Origin of the sequence: Streptomyces sp. NBC_00076 (assembly GCF_045041235.1) — a bacterium.
Taxonomy (GTDB): domain Bacteria; phylum Actinomycetota; class Actinomycetes; order Streptomycetales; family Streptomycetaceae; genus Streptomyces.
Genome location: NZ_CP108242.1, coordinates 7,325,058 through 7,343,133, shown reverse-complemented (window position 1 = coordinate 7,343,133; position 18,076 = coordinate 7,325,058). Strand labels below are relative to the sequence as shown.

Sequence of the window (18,076 nt, the reverse complement as noted above, 5' to 3'; positions counted from 1 at the left end):
CCTCAGCACCGGCACCCGGCACCGGCACCCGGCACCGGCTACTCGGCGGCGGAAGCCTGCGCGGCGACGGGGACCTCCATCAGGACCGTACGCTTGGGGTTCGCGGTCTGCTCCGGGAGGTCGACGGAGTGCTCCGGCTGCTCCAGGGTCCGCAGTTCGTCGGCGTGGTTCAGGTGTGCCAGCGTCGTGCGCCGCGGGTTGGCGATCTTGTGGAACATCATCGTCGTCTTCACGGTTCTTACGAGACCCTGTTCTGTACGTGCACCGGGCGCCCCCAGGGGCTCCGCGATCGGCGCGGGTTGTCGGATTTGCCATCCATGTAAAGCGTCAGGCTAAACACGCGATTCCCAGGCGAAGCCGCGAACACCCCTTGATCAGCGTGTGAGTTTCCTCACGACTCAACGGTCAAACCGGTCATAGCGGGCCCGCGATCCATCCCAGCGAAACGGACATTGCACCTCTGAAGCCATCATTCCGCTCCTGATCATGGCGACTGGGACACCTTTGATCCCCGGGGGACTCGCGGGCATAAGTCCGTTATGGAGGAGATCATGCGACACAGGTGGTGACTTCGCACTCACGTTCTGTCACGTACGTCACGGCCTGACCCGTGGGCCTTGTTGGAGATCCGGCACTGTGCTGGAATTCCACGGACCGCCGCAGGATCGAGCCGGCGCACAGGGGGCGCAGAGAAGCGCCGAGTGGCGGCGAGAATGGGGGAGCCAGCGCCGGTCACTCACGACCATCAGGGTGCGTATTTCAGGACGCCCCCTACGACGCCGACACCGTCCTTCCGTTCGCGCGGGAGGGCGCCTGGTCCAGAGGTTGCGACGCTAGTGCAGGGACGTTTCAAGAGGGATGGCAGTGCTTCGGCGGAGCCGGGGCCGCACGGCGGGACTGGCCCGACGGCCGGCAGTTCCTCGCCCCAGCACGCCCAGAACCCGGGCCCGTCCGGCGACGGCGGTGAGCGCCCCGGGCGCCCCGGCGCGTCCACGTCGTCCAGCCCGGCCGCCCCGACCACACCACCGGTGAGGCCGCCTCGTGGGGCGTCCGGCCCGGGCCCGCGAGCAGCCCTGCGCAACTGGCGCATCTCCACGCGTCTGGTCGCACTGCTCACCCTCCCGGTGGTCGCGGCCACCACGCTGGGCGCGGTGCGCATCAACGACTCGATGGACGACATCCAGCAGCTGGACAACATGAAGCTGCTGACCGAGATGACCAAGCAGGCCACCGAACTCGCGGACGCGCTCCAGGCGGAGCGCGACCAGTCGGCCGGCCCGCTGGCCCACGGTTCGGCGTCGAACGACTTCACGGTCAAGGGCTTCCGCACCAAGACCGACCGGGCCGTGGAGACCTTCAAGGGCGCCGCGGAGGACATCGACGCCGCCAACCTCCCGGGCGTCCGTGAGAGCCTCGTCGGCCTCGTGCGCGACCTGGGCGGCCTCGCGAGGATCCGCAACTCGGCCTATGCGACCGAGAACAACGCCTCGCAGACGGTCGAGGGCTACCACCGCCTCATCACGCACCTGCTCGACCTCTCGCAGGACATGGCGGAGGCCACCAGCAACCCCGAGATGATCCAGCGCACGCGCGCCCTGGCGGCGTTCTCCTCGGCCAAGGAGTACGCGTCGATCCAGCGCGCGATCCTCGCGGCGGCGCTGCCCACCAGCAACACCACGACCGGCAAGCTCTCCGAGAGCGACCGCCTGTACGGCGAGGGCGCCCTGGAGAGCGAGGAGTCCGACCTCTCCAGCTTCCAGAGCATCTATGGCCAGGACAGCGCCATCGAGCTCCTCAAGCCGGTCGAAGAGGGCAACCCGACCATCCAGGCCACCGACCAGTACGGCAACCGCGCCATGCGTTCGGGCCTCGCCGACCTGGACAAGCGCTCCTACAAGGACTGGGTCGACGACAGCTCGATCAAGATCGAGCAGATGGGCAACGTCGAGCACACGCTGCTCGAGGACATGGAGCAGAAGGCCCGCGAGCTGCGCAACGAGTCCGAGCGTGACGCGATCATCTCGGGTGTCCTGATCCTGCTCGTCCTCGGTATCTCGCTGGTCGGCGCGTTCGTCGTCGCCCGGTCCATGATCCGCTCGCTGCGCCGCCTCCAGGAGACCGCCACCAAGGTCGCCCAGGACCGCCTGCCCGAGCTGGTCAAGCAGCTGTCCGAGTCCGACCCGCAGGACGTCGACACGTCCGTGGAGTCCGTCGGTGTGCACTCCCGGGACGAGATCGGCCAGGTGGCCGCGGCCTTCGACGACGTGCACCGCGAGGCCGTCCGGCTCGCCGCCGAGCAGGCCCTGCTGCGGGGCAACGTCAACGCGATGTTCACCAACCTCTCGCGCCGCTCCCAGGGTCTGATCCAGCGCCAGCTCTCACTGATCTCCGAGCTGGAGTCCCGTGAGGCCGACCCGGACCAGCTGTCCTCCCTGTTCAAGCTCGACCACCTCGCGACCCGCATGCGCCGTAACGGCGAGAACCTCCTCGTCCTCGCCGGTGAGGAGCCCGGCCGCCGCTGGACCCGCCCGGTCCCGCTGGTCGACGTGCTTCGCGCCGCTGCCTCCGAGGTGGAGCAGTACGAGCGCATCGAGCTGGCCTCCGTGCCGACCACCGAAGTGGCCGGCCGGGTCGTCAACGACCTCGTGCACCTGCTCGCCGAGCTGCTGGAGAACGCCACCTCGTTCTCCTCCCCGCAGACCAAGGTCAAGGTCACCGGTCACGCGCTGCCCGACGGCCGCGTCCTGATCGAGATCCACGACACCGGCATCGGCCTCTCCCCCGAGGACCTCGCCGCGATCAACGAGCGGCTCGCCTCGCCGCCCACCGTGGACGTCTCCGTCTCCCGCCGCATGGGTCTGTTCGTGGTCGGCCGGCTGTCGCAGCGCCACGGCATCCGCATCCAGCTGCGCCCGTCCGACTCCGGTGGTACGACCGCGCTGGTCATGCTCCCCGTCGATGTCGCCCAGGGCGGCAAGAAGCCGCAGCCGAAGCCCGGTCAGGGTGCCGGTGGCGGTGCCGCCGCCGCGGCCGCCGGTGTGGCCGCGGCCCGCCGTGGCACCGGCCAGCCCGGCGGCGCCCTCGGCGGTGCTCCCGGCGGACCGGGCGCGGGCGCGCCCGGCGGCCTGCTCGGTGCCGGTCAGGGACCGCGGGCCGCGCTGCCCGGGCGTGACGCGGGCGGCCGTCCCGGTGCGCCGGGCGGAGCGCGCGGACCGCAGGGTCCGGGTGCGCCCCAGCAGGGCCGGCCGGCTCCGGCCGGTGCGGGCGCCGGCTTCGGCGGTCAGGCTCCGGGGGCTCCGCAGGGCCTGCAGGCCGCGGGCACCGGTGGACCGCAGGGCCAGGCCCCCTTCGGAGGCGGCCAGGATGCCTTCGGCGGCGGTCAGGACGCCTTCGGGAGCAGCCAGGACTCGTTCGGCGGTGCCCGGGGGGCCGTACCCCCGCAGTCGCCGCCCTCGAACAAGGGTTCCGAGCAGCAGGGTCGGCGCCGTCGGCCTCAGCTGCCGGGGCGTGGTGGTCCTCGGGCCGAGCTGCCCGGCGGCAACCAGCAGCCCCGCACCCCCAGTTGGAGCGACGAGAACGCCCAGCCGCCGGTGCCGCGTGCCTCCCTGGACGCCCCGCGCGGCCACGACGAGCAGGACTCGTCACAGACCTCCCGGATGCCGCGGATCGATGACCGGCAGGGCCCGGGCGCGACCACGGAGATGCCGGCGATCCCTCGGCTCGACGGCCGGCAGGGTCCCGGGTCCACCTCCGAGTTCGCCCGCCCGGACTACGACGCGCCGCCGCCCGGTGCCCCGCAGAGCACCGGACAGTTCGCCCGCCCGGGTACGAGCGGCGACGGACAGACCGGCCAGAACAGCCGGCCCGAGCAGATCACGGACGGCCCGTTCGTCCGCTCGGACATCTTCGGCGCCCCGAACACCCCGAGCGGCCGGAACACTCCGGCAGCACCGTCGGCCCCGGGCCAGTTCACGCCCCCGCAGGGCTACGACGACGGCACGAGCGGTCAGTTCCCGCGGCCGGGTTACGACGGCGGCTCCACCGGCCAGTTCGCCCAGCCCGGCTACGAGGACGGCTCCACCGGCCAGCACTCCCTGCCGAGCGGCCAGACCCCGTCGAACACCTCGTCGTCGACGGGCCAGTTCGAGCGGCCTCAGACCAACGGCCGCGGCACCGACTTCGGTGCTCCGCGCCCGCCGGCCCCGCAGCGTCCGCAGCAGCGGCCCGCCCGACAGGAGTCCGAGGCGCTGCCGCCCGCGGGTCCCGGTGACGGCCGCACGCCGCTGTACGACACGCTCGAGACCAACTGGTTCCACGGGCAGCAGAACGGCCAGCAGGGCAGCGGCGCGACGGATCCCGCCCCGGCGGCCCCGCAGCAGCAGCCGCAGGCCCCGGCGGCCCCTCAACGTCCCGTCGCCAGCTCCTGGCGCAGCTCGCCGAACGACGATCTCGTCCGGCAGGCAGAGCGCGTACGGCAGCCGGCGGCGGGCGGCGTCACCACCTCCGGTCTGCCGCGCCGGGTGCCCCGAGCGAACCTCGTACCGGGCACGGCTCAGCAGCAACAGCACCAACCCGGTCCGCAGGTCTCGCGTTCGCCTGACGACGTACGCGGCCGGCTGACCAATCTCCGTCGGGGCATCGCGCAAGGTCGACAGGCCGGTACCGGCCAGACCGGCAGCTTCCCGAGCCCCACTCACCAGCAGGAGCGTTAGTTGAGCCCGATGAGCCAGGCGGCACAGAACCTCAACTGGTTGATCACCAACTTCGTGGACAACACCCCCGGGGTGTCCCACACCGTCGTCGTGTCCGCCGACGGTCTCCTGCTCGCCATGTCCGAGGGCTTCCCGCGCGACCGAGCCGACCAACTGGCGGCCGTCGCGTCCGGACTCACCTCGCTGACGGCCGGCGCCTCCCGGATCTTCGAGGGCGGCGAAGTCGCTCAGACCGTCGTCGAGATGGAACGGGGATTCCTGTTCCTGATGTCCATCTCGGACGGCTCTTCCCTGGCCGTACTCGCCCACCCCGACTGTGACATCGGCCTCGTCGGCTACGAGATGGCGCTCCTGGTCGATCGCGCGGGCGCCGTGCTCACGCCCGACCTGCGCGCCGAACTGCAAGGAAGTCTGCTCCACTGACCCGCCCTGGATCCACCCGCCTCACCAAATCACCGTCCGGCCGCCACACTCCCCCCACCGGCCACGTCAGACGGCTTGGCTTATCGACTTGCTGTCCCGCCCGGAGGACTCATGACCCCGCCCACCGCCTCTCATGATCCGTACGCGGAGCCGTACGAGGATGAGGGCGACCAGCCGTTGGTACGCCCCTACGCGATGACCGGCGGCCGGACCCGGCCGCGCTACCAGCTCGCCATCGAGGCCCTGATCAGCACCACGGCCGACCCGGCGGCGCTCATGGGGCTGCTCCCTGAGCACCAGCGCATCTGCCATCTGTGCCGAGAGGTGAAGTCGGTAGCCGAGGTCTCGGCACTGCTGGCCATGCCCCTGGGTGTGGCCCGGATTCTTGTCGCGGACCTCGCGGAGGCCGGACTCGTCGCCATTCACCAGCCGGGTGGCGACGAGAGCACCGGTGCTCCGGACGTGACACTGCTCGAAAGGGTGCTCAGTGGACTTCGCAAGCTCTGACGGAGGCCGGGCGACCACCTCCGCCAAGATCGTGGTGGCGGGTGGCTTCGGCGTGGGCAAGACCACGTTCGTCGGCGCCGTCTCGGAGATCAACCCGCTGCGCACCGAGGCCGTCATGACGTCCGCCAGCGCGGGCATCGACGACCTGACCCACACCGGGGACAAGACGACCACCACGGTCGCCATGGACTTCGGCCGTATCACGCTCGACCAGGACCTGATCCTGTACCTCTTCGGTACGCCGGGCCAGGACCGCTTCTGGTTCATGTGGGACGACCTGGTGCGCGGCGCCATCGGCGCGATCGTCCTCGTGGACACCCGCCGTCTCGCCGACTGCTTCCCCGCGGTCGACTACTTCGAGAACAGCGGACTGCCGTTCGTCGTCGCGCTCAACGGCTTCGAGGGACACCAGCCGTACCAGCCCGAGGAGGTGCGCGAGGCCCTGCAGATCGGCCCCGACACCCCGATCATCACCACCGACGCCAGGCACCGCTCCGACGCCAAGGGGGCCCTGATCACGCTGGTGGAGCACGCTCTGATGGCCCGCCTGCGGTAGCGGGCCGCACCCAAAACGTCAGTGCCGTACGGCAGTTGTCGTAGATGTTCACGGGGACGGCTGTGTCCTTTGACACGGTCGGCCCCGGTGTTCATAACGTTTCGGCAGAGGAATCAGATGGTACCGCCACGCGTCGCGGTCAACTGGTCTCGCTGCGCGCACAAAGGCCCCGTCTTTTGACGGGGCTCGTTCTTTATGACCGTTTTATCTGGGGCTTACATCACGTCGATTCCATCCCTTCCACTGTTTGGAGGTGCGTAGGGCGACGTGCTGGAATGCGTGAACTGCCCAATAGTCAAAGACGTACTCACCGTCGAGGCGTACCGGGCTCTGAGACACTGCGGCACAACGTTGGTGCCGACCGCCGGAAGGTTGTTGGTCGAGTGAGGCGAAGCAAGAACGGTCCCGAGCCGTCGGCCCGGGGCAACTTCACCCCGCCGCCGCGCGGAGCGGCGCCCGCCCCCGTACCCGGATCGGAACCAACGGCGCCCTCCGCTTCCAGCGGCGGCCGTTTCTCCCCGCGCAACTGGCGGGTACCGACCCGGCTGAACGCGATCCTGCTCATACCCGTGGTGGTCGGCCTCGTCATGGGCGGCTTCCAGGTGAAGAGCTCGATCGACACCTGGCAGGAGGCCGAGGACGCGGAGAACACCGCGCGTCTGGTGCGGGCCGCGCTGACCTACAGCAACGAGCTGCTCGTCGAGCGTGACGTCACCGCCGCCCCCCTGCTGCAAGGCAAGGGCCAGGACGACAAGACGGTCGTCGCCGCCCGCAAGAAGACGGACGAATCCGCGGACGCCTTCGACGAGGCGGCCAAGAGCATGCCGAACCGGCCGAACCTGGTTCGTCGCCTGGCGCGCTTCCGTGAGGTGGAGCCGGACCTCCAGAAGATCCGTGCGGCGGCGTACACCGGCAAGCTCGACGGCGTGAAGACCGAAGAGGGCTACGTCGAGGTCGAGCACAAGCTGCTCGAGTTCTCCAACGAGCTCGGTCTGGGCACCGGAAACATCACCAGCTACGGCCGTACGGTCTACGCCATCTCGCTCACCAAGGGCGCGCTGTCCCTGCAGCGCTCCATCGGCATGCACCTGCTGATCAAGCCGGGCACCAGCGAGAGCAGTCTGGCCAAGCAGCGGGTAGCCCTGACCTCGTACGCCTACCTGGAGGGCATCGCCATCCAGGAGTACCAGGGCGGCGGTACCGCGCAGGACATCGCCAAGCTGGACACGGCCACGAAGCAGATCCAGGCCGACGGCGCTGCGCTGGCCAAGGAGGCCAAGGCCAAGAACCCGGACTACGTTCCGCCGCCGTCCAACCCGACCACCATGGTCACGGCCATGTCCGCGCTGCAGACCACGGACCCCGCCGCGCGCCAGACGCTCGCCACGCAGGGCATCAGCGCGCCCAACTGGTGGGCGGTCACCACCCTCAAGTTCAACGCCTACCGCCAGATCGAGTCCGACCTGGCCGACACGGCGGTGAACGAGGCCGCGGACATCTCCGACAACGCCCGCCAGGACGCCTTCATCACCGGTGCCGCGGTCGTCGTCGCCCTGCTCGCCGCGTTCATCCTGGCCGGCATGGTGGCCCGCCAGATGAGCCGCGCGATGCGTCAGCTGCGCAACGCCGCCTTCGGTATCGCCGAGCAGCGGCTGCCGATGCTGGTCGACCAGCTCTCGCGCACCGATCCCGGCCGCGTGGACACCCGTGTGCAGCCGATCCCGATCACCACGAGGGACGAGATCGGCGAGGTCGCCCGGGCCTTCGACCAGGTCCACCGCGAGGCGGTCCGGCTCGCCGCCGAGCAGGCCCTGCTGCGGGGCAACATCAACGCGATCTTCACCAACCTCTCGCGTCGCAACCAGTCGCTGATCGAGGGCCAGCTGACCCTCATCACCGACCTGGAGAACAACGAGGCCGAGCCGGACCAGCTGGAGAACCTCTTCAAGCTGGACCACCTCGCGACCCGTATGCGCCGCAACGGCGAGAACCTCCTGGTCCTCGCGGGCGAGGAGCCCGGCCGCCGCTGGGACCAGCCGGTCCCGCTGGTCGACGTGCTGCGCGCCGCCTCCTCCGAGGTGGAGCAGTACGAGCGCGTCGAGCTCTCCGGCGTCCCGGAGGCCGAGATTCACGGCCGCGCGGTCACCGACCTCGTGCACCTGCTCGCCGAGCTGCTGGAGAACGCCACCACGTTCTCGTCGCCGCAGACCAAGGTCCGCGTCACCGCGACCCGTCTCCCCGACGGCCGCATCATGATCGAGATCCACGACAAGGGCATCGGTCTCACCGCCGAGGACTTCGCGGACATCAACCACAAGCTGGCCAACCCGCCGACCGTGGACGCCGCGATCTCGCAGCGCATGGGCCTGTTCGTGGTCGGCCGACTGTCCGACCGGCACGGCATCCGGGTCCAGCTGCGCCCCTCCGGCGAGCAGGCCGGCACGACCTCGCTGGTCATGCTGCCGGACGCGATCACGCACGGCGGTGGCGGCGAACAGCAGCAGCCACGCGACGAGTTCACGGTCTCGCAGATCATCCCGGAGCAGAGCTACCAGGGCGAGGACTTCAACAACGGCCTGCCGATGCGTACGGCCGCGGAGCTGGGCTTCGACGACAGCCGCTACACCGAGGTCCCGGACGACATCCGGGAGCTGGACCCGGTGGGCCGCTCCCTGATGCGTGAGGAGCGTCGTGCGGCCCTGGAGGCCCAGTCGCACGGCGACGCCCCCGAGACACCGTCGTACCCGGAGGCGTTCGACGCCCGGCCCGGCTACGACAACGCCCAGGGCGGCTTCCCCGAGCAGCCTGCCTCGTACGACCCTCAGCAGCCGTACCAGGAGCCTGCTCAGCCGTCGTACGAAGAACAGCGTCAGCCGTCGTACGAAGAGCCTCGTCAGCCCACGTACGAGGAGCAGCAGCGCCCGTACGAGGAGCGGCAGCAGCCGTCGTACGATGAGTCGTACTACGCGCCGAACGGCGGTCTGCCGCAGCGCGACGGCTTCTCCACGAACGGTGGCTACCCGGAGCTCTCGTATCCGGAGCCGGTCCAGGAGGAGCCCGCGCAGACCCGCGATGCCGCGCCGGAGGCGTTCTCGGCCTTCGACCAGCAGTCCTACCGGGACGACTGGCCGCAGCCGAACGGCTACCGCAACGGTTACCCGGACCAGTACGCTCCGGAAGCGGAATCTGCGCAGGCCGGTGACGTGAGTGAGCGGGACCGCGTAGGCTTCGAACGTCCGGGACCGACCTCTTCCGTCGCCCACACGCTGACCGATGCCGGGCTTCCCCGCCGTGGGTCGACCACGAGTGGCGCGAACGGTTCGGGCGGTGCGCGGCACACGCCCCAGGAGCCGTCGACTCCCACACCGGAGAGCAACGGCACCGACTCCTGGCGCTCGTCCAACGACGCGCGCTGGCAGCAGGCCTCGCAGCTCCGGAAGCCCAAGGCGGGCGGGGTGACCTCCTCCGGTCTGCCGCGGCGGGTACCCAAGGCCAACCTGGTCGAGGGAGCCGCCGAGTCCACCCCGCAGGGGGGCCCACAGGTCTCCCGCGCTCCCGAGGACGTCCGGGGCAGGTTGAGCAACCTGCGCCGCGGGGTCGAGCGGGGACGCAACGCAAGCAGCGAAACGAACGGCCAGGCCACTGGGAATCAACACGGTGGTCCTGACAGCACCTACAACCAGGAGCGTTAGTGTGAGCCCGATGAGCCAGGCGGCACAGAACCTGAACTGGTTGATCACCAACTTCGTGGACAACACCCCCGGGGTGTCCCACACGGTGGTGGTCTCCGCCGACGGACTCCTTCTGGCTATGTCCGAAGGCTTTCCCCGCGACCGAGCCGACCAGCTCGCGGCCGTCGCGTCCGGTCTGACGTCTCTGACGGCAGGCGCCTCCCGCATCTTCGAGGGCGGCAGCGTGAACCAGACGGTTGTGGAGATGGAGCGTGGATTCCTCTTCATCATGTCCGTCTCGGACGGTTCCTCGCTCGCGGTTCTCGCACATCCGGAGGCGGACATCGGTCTCATCGGCTACGAGATGGCGCTCCTGGTGGACCGTGCCGGGACGGTCCTGACGCCCGATCTGCGTGCGGAGCTCCAGGGGAGCCTGCTCAACTAACAGACAGACGGTGCGTTTTGGCGTCCTGAGGCCATAAGGTTTCGAGACGCGGCTCCACGTTGATGGGTGCCCGGCACAGTCGGAGGAGGAGAGAAAGTGGCAACACCCCCAGGCGGTTCACCTTCGGGTAACTGGTCGTACGGCCCTGGCCAGGGTCAGGGCGACGGTTCCCAGAACCCCAACCGTTACAACTTCCCCTCCACTCCGAGCCACCGGCGTCAGCAGCCGTACGCCCCCCAGAACCCCCAGGGTCCCGGGCCGTCGCCGTACGACCAGCCGCCGGCCCCGCGCATCCAGCCCGTGCAGCCGCACCGCCGCGCCCCTGAGCCTTCACCCGCTGGAGGCGCCAGCAACCCCCTGGTGCGTCCGTACGCCATGACCGGCGGCCGGACCCGCCCGCGCTACCAGCTCGCCATCGAGGCACTGGTGCACACCACCGCGCAGCCGCACCAGATGCAGGGCCAGCTGCCCGAGCATCAGCGGATCTGCAACCTCTGCCGTGAGATCAAGTCGGTGGCCGAGATCTCGGCCCTCCTGACGATCCCTCTCGGCGTGGCCAGGATCCTCGTCGCCGACTTGGCGGAGGCGGGCCTGGTCGCCATCCATCAGCCCGGCGGCGACGAGAACGCCGGCGGCCAGCCAGACGTGACACTGCTCGAAAGGGTGCTCAGTGGACTTCGCAAGCTCTAGCGGAGGGCCTTCCCGCTCCACCACGTCCGCGAAGATCGTGGTGGCGGGCGGCTTCGGCGTGGGCAAGACCACGTTCGTCGGCGCCGTCTCGGAGATCAACCCGCTGCGCACCGAGGCCGTCATGACGTCCGCCAGCGCGGGCATCGACGACCTGACCCACACCGGGGACAAGACGACCACCACGGTCGCCATGGACTTCGGCCGTATCACGCTCGACCAGGACCTGATCCTCTACCTCTTCGGTACGCCGGGCCAGGACCGCTTCTGGTTCATGTGGGACGACCTGGTGCGCGGCGCCATCGGCGCGATCGTCCTCGTGGACACCCGCCGTCTCGCCGACTGCTTCCCCGCGGTCGACTACTTCGAGAACTCGGGCCTTCCCTTCGTGATCGCCCTCAACGGCTTCGACGGCAACCAGCCGTACAACCCGGACGAGGTCCGCGAGGCCCTGCAGATCGGCCCCGACACCCCGATCATCACGACGGACGCCCGCCACCGCGCGGACGCCAAGTCTGCGCTGATCACGCTGGTGGAGCACGCTCTGATGGCCCGCCTGCGCTAGCCCTTTGCGGGTTTTCCCGACGGCCCCCGATTCTCCGGTTGGAGGAGCGGGGGCCGTCGTGCGTGGAGGTCCGCGGCGCCAGAGTCCCTCGACGTCTTCGGAGTGGACGTCTCCATCCCCTCGGACACACCACGGCCCCGCCCTCCCGAAGGGAGAACGGGGCCGTGGACGCGCTGAAAGGTCAGTGCCAGCTGTGCGGTGCCCGGAAGCCGGGCTCGCGCTCCAGGCGGCGCCAGCCGGCCTTGCGGTGGCCGCGGTGGGCCGGGGCCTCGGACGGCTGGGCGGCGGCGCGGGCCAGGAGGATGGCCGTGATGGCGGCGACTTCCTCGGGCTCGGCGTGGCCCTTCTCGACACGAATGTCAGGGGTGCTCATGGGCGTCAGTCTCCGTGAGAGAGGTTTCCGCGGGGGTACCGCGAAGGATCCGCTGGGTTACTGCGGAGGGTTGCCGTGCTTGCGGGACGGCAGGTCGGCGTGCTTGGTGTGCAGCATCGCCAGGGACTGGATCAGGATCTCGCGGGTTTCCGCCGGGTCGATGACGTCGTCGACGAGGCCGCGCTCGGCCGCGTAGTACGGGTGCATCAGCTCGGACTTGTACTCCTTGACCATGCGCGCCCGCATGGCCTCGGGGTCCTCCGCCTCGGCGATCTGCCTGCGGAAGATGACGTTGGCGGCGCCTTCAGCACCCATCACGGCGATCTCGTTGGTCGGCCAGGCGTACGTCAGGTCCGCACCGATGGACTGGCTGTCCATGACGATGTACGCACCTCCGTATGCCTTGCGCAGGATCAGGGAGATCCTCGGGACGGTCGCGTTGCAGTAGGCGTACAGCAGCTTGGCGCCGTGGCGGATGATTCCGCCGTGCTCCTGGTCGACACCCGGAAGGAACCCGGGGACGTCCAGGAACGTGACGATCGGGATATTGAAAGCGTCACACATCTGGACAAAGCGTGCAGCTTTTTCCGACGCTTCGATGTCCAGGACGCCGGCCAGCGACGAAGGCTGGTTGGCCACGATGCCGACCACCTGGCCGTCCAGGCGGGCCAGCGCGCAGATGATGTTGCGGGCCCAGCGCTCGTGGACCTCGAGGTAGTCGCCGTCGTCGACGATCTCCTCAATGACCTTGGTCATGTCGTACGGACGGTTGCCGTCCGCCGGGACGAGGTCCAGGAGGAGGTCCGAACGGCGGTCCGAGGCGTCCGAGGGCTCCACTCGCGGCGGGTTCTCGCGGTTGTTCTGCGGGAGCATCGAGAGGAGGTAGCGCACCTCGGCGAGGCAGGTCTCCTCGTCGTCGTAGGCGAAGTGGCAGACACCGCTGGTCTCGGCGTGCACGTCCGCGCCGCCCAGGCCGTTCTGGGTGATCTCCTCGCCGGTGACCGCCTTGACGACGTCCGGGCCCGTGATGAACATCTGCGAGGTCTCGCGGACCATGAACACGAAGTCCGTGAGGGCGGGGCTGTAGGCCGCGCCGCCCGCGCACGGGCCGAGCATCACGCTGATCTGCGGGATCACCCCGGACGCCTTGGTGTTGCGCTGGAAGATGCCGCCGTAACCCGCGAGAGCCGAGACACCCTCCTGGATCCGGGCGCCCGCCCCGTCGTTCAGCGACACCAGCGGGGCACCGGCCGCGATGGCCATGTCCATGATCTTGTGGATCTTCGTGGCGTGGGCCTCGCCCAGCGCGCCGCCGAAGATGCGGAAGTCATGGGCGTAGACGAAGACCGTACGGCCCTCCACCGTGCCCCAGCCGGTGATGACACCGTCCGTGTACGGCTTCTTGGCCTCCAGGCCGAACCCGGTCGCCCGGTGCCGGCGCAACTGCTCGACCTCCCGGAACGAACCCGGATCCACCAGCAGTTCGATGCGCTCCCTCGCGGTCAGCTTGCCCTTGGCGTGCTGCGCCTCGGTGGCCTTCTCGCTCGGGCCGGCCAGCGCCTGCGCACGGATCTCGTGCAGCTCGGCCACCCGTCCCCGCGCGTCCGTCGGCTCACCCGTCGTCTCACCCGGCGCCTCATCCAAAACGGTCATGTAGCGACCATACGAACCAGAGCGCGAAAAGCTCGCCGTTGACTCCGTACAGTCTCCGGACCGTTTTCCTGGTGCCACTGAACAGAACCATGGCGGCGTACACCCCTTCGGACTGCTCAGGGGGCTTTCCGCTTGTAGAGGTCGCACAAAGTCGTCAGCTGAGAGTCACCTCACATTCATGGGTGGCAGATGCCCTCCCCGGAGTGACGCGGAGGACCAGTCGGCGGTCCGCCGAAAGCACTTCGACCGTGTCGTCCGCCCGGATCACCGTGCGTACCGGGTGCTCCCAGGTGATCTCCAGGGGTTCGCCCGTTCGGGGCGGCTCGCTCACGCACAGGGTGGCGGTACGCCCCCGGCGCCGGAGCAGCACGCTCGCGCCGCCGGACGCGGTCAGCCCGCCCGCCGATCCGGACTGCCAGAAGTTGGCGGCGGTGAGGCCCAGGGAGGGGACGCCGACCGCCTGGCAGGCGGCGTCGTTGGCGAGGACCGACAGCCAGTGCCGGTCGGCGGCGCGGGCGGCGACCGTACGGCGGGAGGCTCCGGGCAGCAGGACGTAGACGTATGCGGCGTCCGTCGGGTCGGTGCCGTGGTCCAGCCAGAGGGTCTGCCAGCGGCGGGTGCGGCGCTCGGTCGTGCTGGTGGTGTTGATGTCGGACCAGGCACCGGTGCGGTCCTCACGGAGCGTCCGCAGGCTGCCCCGGCGGATCACCCAGCCGCCGTGGCCCTCCAGGTGGGCCCAGCCGTGGCCGCGCACGAAGGCCGCGGTGCCGCCCTCCCCCAGGTTGCGGTTGTCGACGACCGTCTCGACCGGGACGCCGTCGGCGCAGGTGATGCCCGCGCCGAGGCAGATCACCGCGTCCGCGACGCAGAACCAGGACTTACGGGCCTGGAGGGTGGAGTCCAGCCCCTTCAGGTGCTGGCCGACCGCCGCGTACTCGCCGTCGGTGGTGCCGCCGACCCAGCGGACGTCCGGCTTGGGCGCGCCCCACTCGCCGCCGGCGCGGTCGGGGAGCCGCTTGGTGGAGACGGTGGTGCCGGGGAGGCGGTACCAGTCGACGGTGGGCCAGAACCAGTCGGTGTACTGATCGGACCGGCCGGTGCCGGCGGGCCACCAGGAGACCATCCCGGCGCCCGTGTGCCAGCCGCGCGGATTCTCGCCGTTGCCGCACTCGTAGGACGCGATGCGGTCGCTCGCCATGGCGATGCTCGCGGTGAAGGCGGGGCGGCGGTGGACGGCCCGGTCCATCGCGGCGAAGAGCCGGTGGCCGACGGGTTCCGGGGCGGCGGGCACCGAGGAGGCGACCACGGTGTGGAGTCGGGCCAGATCGGCCACGTCGTACTGAGGCGCCGTCAGGACCGGTGTCACGGTGTCCCGTTCGATCCAGCCCTTGACGCGGGCGTACCAGCGATCGCGTTCCGCGGGACTCGCGCCGGCGGCGAGCAGCGCGATGGCGGCGATGAGACCCTGTCCGTGGTAGTGGTCGCTGCGCAGGACGTGGCGGTCGTCGCTCTTGAGGTAACCCCGGCTGATGGCACGCCCGTTGACGGCGTCCATCACCAACCCGTCATGGATCAGCGGGGCGTAGGCGTACTCGACGCTGCCCAGGACGATCTGCTGGCCGGGGTCGGTCACCTCCCACGCGGAGCCGGCCAGCAGCGCGAAGAGACGGCCGAGTCCGTCGAGCATGACCTGGCCGTACGTCCCCGAGTAGGCGACCCAGGTGTGCTGCACGAACGAGCCGTCCGCGTAGAGGCCGTCCCCCTGGGTGACGTACGGGAAGACCGGCGAGAGCGCGTCGCGGGCGAGGGCGATCCTGGTGGGTTCGCGGCCCAGGATGCCGCGCAGGGCGACGGATCGGCACAGGTCCACGCGGTTGGCGCCGGTGGAGGTGCCGGAGTAGTCGGCCAGCAGCGCGTCCGGAATGAAGTGGTCGACCGCGGCGCAGGCGGCTTCCCGGCGGTCGTCGCCGAGGTGGTCGTACAGGGCGGCCGTGATGTCCATGAGCAGGCGCGGGCTGCCGATCTGCCATTCCCACCAGTTGCCGTAGCGGGTGGTGGACGGGTTGTAGACGGTGACGGAGAGGTGGTCGAGCCCGCGGAGCACGTCGGTGAGCAGCCCCTCGTCGCCGGTCGAGCCGGTGCCCTCGCGGACGTACGCCTGGGCCATGGTCCACAGGCGGCCGTAGCTCTGGGTGATGCCGGCGGGTGGGTCGTAGGGCCGGCCCGGCCACAGGGAGGTCGCGGTGGGGGCCATGGTGGCGCGGAAGCCGCGGGCGAGCACGCCGGTCTCGGCAAGGCGGGAGGCGTACGGCTCGGCGGCGGGGTCGTAACCGGCCCCGAGGGTGATGTCGAGCCAGCGGCGGCGCAGGGCTGCGAAGGGGGCGGCGGGGTCACCCCCGGTCCGCGTGCCGGGGGTCGCCGCGGCGGTCGTCGCCATGAGGGCGGCCGTGAGCAGGAGGGCTCGGCGGGTGGGCCGCACGGAGGCGGGGGCCCGGCGCTGGGGAGTCATGCCTCGTCGTCTACCACCTCGTCCCCGGCCCGCCAACACTTCGCGAAAGACGTTGAAGGGCGTGTTGAAGTGCGTACGGAATAGGTCTATGGTCGCCCTTGTTGGAGTCGTTGAACATTAAACATCCTCTCTCCCGGGAGCAGACCATGAGCATCTTCGGCCGCAAGGACACCGCCGACTCGACCGCCGCGACGCCCGCCGCCGTGAACCCGGACCTGGCCGCACTGACCGGCGACTACACGATCGACCCGGCCCACTCAACCCTCGGCTTCGTGGCCCGGCACGCCATGGTCACGAACGTCAAGGGCAAGTTCCTCGACTTCAGCGGCTCGCTGCACCTGGACGGCAGCGACCCGTCCGCGTCCACCGCGTCCCTCGACGTCACGATGGACAGCATCGACACGGGCTCCCCGGACCGCGACGGACACCTCAAGAGCTCCGACTTCTTCAAGACCGACGAGTTCCCCGCCATGACCTTCCGCTCCACCTCCGCCGAGGCCCTGGGCGGCGACGACTACCGCATCACCGGTGACCTGGAGATCCTCGGCGTCACCAGGCCGCTCAGCATCGACCTGGAGTTCAACGGCGCCGCGAAGGACCCGTTCGGCAACGAGCGCGTCGGCTTCGAGGGCAAGGCGGAGATCCTGCGCTCCGAGTGGGGCCTGACGTGGAACGCCGCCCTGGAGACGGGCGGGGTCCTGGTCTCCGACAAGATCAAGCTGAACTTCGACATCTCGGCGATCAAGAACGCCTGAACCGCCGCGGTGATGTGGCCGGTGGCCACACAGCCTCATGAGCCCGTCGCACCGCCCCCGTACCGGGTGGTGCGACGGGCTCTGTCGTCATCCGGGCGGTGCGAGGGTCTCCGCCTGCAAGGGGCTCGGCCGACCACGGGCCCGGCCGATCCGGACACCGGTGGCCGGATCACGCCCCTTGTGTGAGTGCTCACAGCGTTCTCATAATCCAGCAGCAGAATTTGTCCTGCCCATGCCAGTCAATGGGTGTTTTTTTGCAGTCCGTTATGACATGCGCACGCCAAATCTGGCTCTTCCGGATGCACGAGTCCGCAGCTGAACCCCCACGAAAGGGCACCACGTTGAAGAGACTCCTCACGGCCCTCAAGAGATGCGCGGCCGTCGGCGCCGTCGCCCTCGCGGTCGCCAGTCTTCAGCCCGTCTCGGCCGCCCAGGCCGCCCCCTCGCCCGTCGTCGGCGGCACCCGCGCCGCGCAGGGCGAGTTCCCGTTCATGGTCCGGCTCTCGATGGGCTGCGGCGGCGCGCTGTACACCCAGCAGATAGTGCTCACGGCCGCGCACTGTGTGAGCGGCTCCGGCGCCAACACCAGCATCACGGCCACCGCCGGCGTCGTCGACCTGCAGTCCAGCACCGGCCGCGTCCAGGTCAGGTCCACCAGGGTCCTCCAGGCCCCCGGCTACAACGGCACCGGCAAGGACTGGGCGCTCATCAAGCTCGCCCAGCCGATCAACCTGCCCACGCTGAAGATCGCCACCACCACGCAGTACAACACCGGCGACTTCACCGTCGCCGGTTGGGGAGCGGCCCGCGAGGGCGGCGCCCAGCAGCGTTACATGCTCAAGGCCACGGTGCCGTTCATCAGCGACGCCACCTGCAAGGCGTACGGCGGCCTCTACAGCGGCCTCGTCTCCGCCCAGGAGATCTGCGCCGGCTTCGCCGCGGGCGGCGTCGACACCTGCCAGGGCGACTCCGGCGGCCCGATGTTCCGCCGGGACTCCGCCAACGCCTGGGTCCAGGTCGGCATCGTCAGCTGGGGCGACGGCTGCGCCCAGCCGAACGCCCCCGGCGTCTACACCGAGGTCTCCACCTTCGCCTCCGCCATCGCCTCGGCCGCGTCCACGCTGTGACCCTTCCTCGCTCTGACGCGTCCTCGCTCTGACACGTCTGTTCTCGTACGACGTCCACGGGCCCGGCGCGCCATTCCGCGCCGGGCCCGCACC

14 protein-coding genes are annotated in these 18,076 nt (G+C 70.0%); 10 read left to right on the top strand and 4 right to left on the bottom strand.

Translation table 11 applies throughout. From position 1 onward, the window contains the following. Positions 1–38: 38 nt before the first annotated feature. Positions 39–233 carry a hypothetical protein gene (locus OHA64_RS33525; protein WP_405619550.1) on the bottom strand — a complete coding sequence of 65 codons (195 nt, stop codon included), beginning with the start codon at positions 231–233 and terminating at the stop codon, positions 39–41. Positions 234–836: 603 nt separating this feature from the next. Between OHA64_RS33525 and OHA64_RS33520 the strand changes: the two genes are divergently transcribed. The 8 genes from OHA64_RS33520 to OHA64_RS33485 all read left to right on the top strand — a co-directional run bounded on the left by OHA64_RS33520 (position 837) and on the right by OHA64_RS33485 (position 11,566). Further along, positions 837–4,712, top strand: a complete 3,876-nt coding sequence (locus OHA64_RS33520) for a nitrate- and nitrite sensing domain-containing protein (protein ID WP_405619548.1) — start codon at positions 837–839, stop codon at positions 4,710–4,712. 9 nt (positions 4,713–4,721) lie between these two features. Then, entirely contained in the window at positions 4,722–5,135 is a 414-nt protein-coding gene (locus OHA64_RS33515; protein ID WP_356777409.1) for a roadblock/LC7 domain-containing protein, read from the top strand. Between the two features lie 111 nt (positions 5,136–5,246). Beyond that, on the top strand, positions 5,247–5,642 hold the full coding sequence (locus tag OHA64_RS33510; RefSeq protein WP_030611532.1) for a DUF742 domain-containing protein: 396 nt from the start codon (positions 5,247–5,249) through the stop codon (positions 5,640–5,642). Continuing rightward, a complete protein-coding gene (locus OHA64_RS33505) occupies positions 5,623–6,198 on the top strand; it encodes a GTP-binding protein (RefSeq protein ID WP_405619546.1) in 576 nt (191 codons plus the stop codon). Before OHA64_RS33510 ends, OHA64_RS33505 begins: the two co-directional genes overlap by 20 nt. A 383-nt stretch (positions 6,199–6,581) precedes the next feature. Next, positions 6,582–9,890 carry a nitrate- and nitrite sensing domain-containing protein gene (locus tag OHA64_RS33500; protein WP_405619544.1) on the top strand — a complete coding sequence of 1,103 codons (3,309 nt, stop codon included), beginning with the start codon at positions 6,582–6,584 and terminating at the stop codon, positions 9,888–9,890. A gap of 10 nt (positions 9,891–9,900) precedes the next feature. After that, entirely contained in the window at positions 9,901–10,314 is a 414-nt protein-coding gene (locus OHA64_RS33495) for a roadblock/LC7 domain-containing protein (RefSeq protein ID WP_005479603.1), read from the top strand. Between the two features lie 96 nt (positions 10,315–10,410). Further along, the gene (locus tag OHA64_RS33490) at positions 10,411–11,004 is read left to right on the top strand and encodes a DUF742 domain-containing protein (RefSeq protein WP_405619542.1); all 594 of its coding nucleotides are present in this window, start codon (positions 10,411–10,413) and stop codon (positions 11,002–11,004) included. After that, entirely contained in the window at positions 10,985–11,566 is a 582-nt protein-coding gene (locus OHA64_RS33485; protein WP_026248371.1) for an ATP/GTP-binding protein, read from the top strand. The genes OHA64_RS33490 and OHA64_RS33485 overlap by 20 nt, the downstream gene beginning before the upstream one ends. A gap of 181 nt (positions 11,567–11,747) precedes the next feature. Here OHA64_RS33485 and OHA64_RS33480 read toward each other — a convergent pair whose 3' ends face one another. From OHA64_RS33480 to OHA64_RS33470, 3 genes are all read right to left on the bottom strand, one after another. Continuing rightward, entirely contained in the window at positions 11,748–11,939 is a 192-nt protein-coding gene (locus tag OHA64_RS33480) for an acyl-CoA carboxylase subunit epsilon (protein ID WP_405619540.1), read from the bottom strand. A 57-nt stretch (positions 11,940–11,996) separates the two neighbouring features. Further along, positions 11,997–13,592 (bottom strand): acyl-CoA carboxylase subunit beta, encoded by a 1,596-nt coding sequence (locus OHA64_RS33475; protein ID WP_405619538.1) that lies wholly within the window; start codon positions 13,590–13,592, stop codon positions 11,997–11,999. A 154-nt stretch (positions 13,593–13,746) separates the two neighbouring features. Next, positions 13,747–16,101 (bottom strand): polysaccharide lyase 8 family protein, encoded by a 2,355-nt coding sequence (locus OHA64_RS33470; RefSeq protein WP_405619536.1) that lies wholly within the window; start codon positions 16,099–16,101, stop codon positions 13,747–13,749. A 146-nt stretch (positions 16,102–16,247) separates the two neighbouring features. Between OHA64_RS33470 and OHA64_RS33465 the strand changes: the two genes are divergently transcribed. Continuing rightward, a complete protein-coding gene (locus OHA64_RS33465) occupies positions 16,248–16,856 on the top strand; it encodes a YceI family protein (protein ID WP_405619534.1) in 609 nt (202 codons plus the stop codon). 341 nt (positions 16,857–17,197) lie between these two features. Then, the gene (locus tag OHA64_RS33460) at positions 17,198–17,983 is read left to right on the top strand and encodes a S1 family peptidase (RefSeq protein WP_405619532.1); all 786 of its coding nucleotides are present in this window, start codon (positions 17,198–17,200) and stop codon (positions 17,981–17,983) included. Positions 17,984–18,076: the final 93 nt, after the last annotated feature.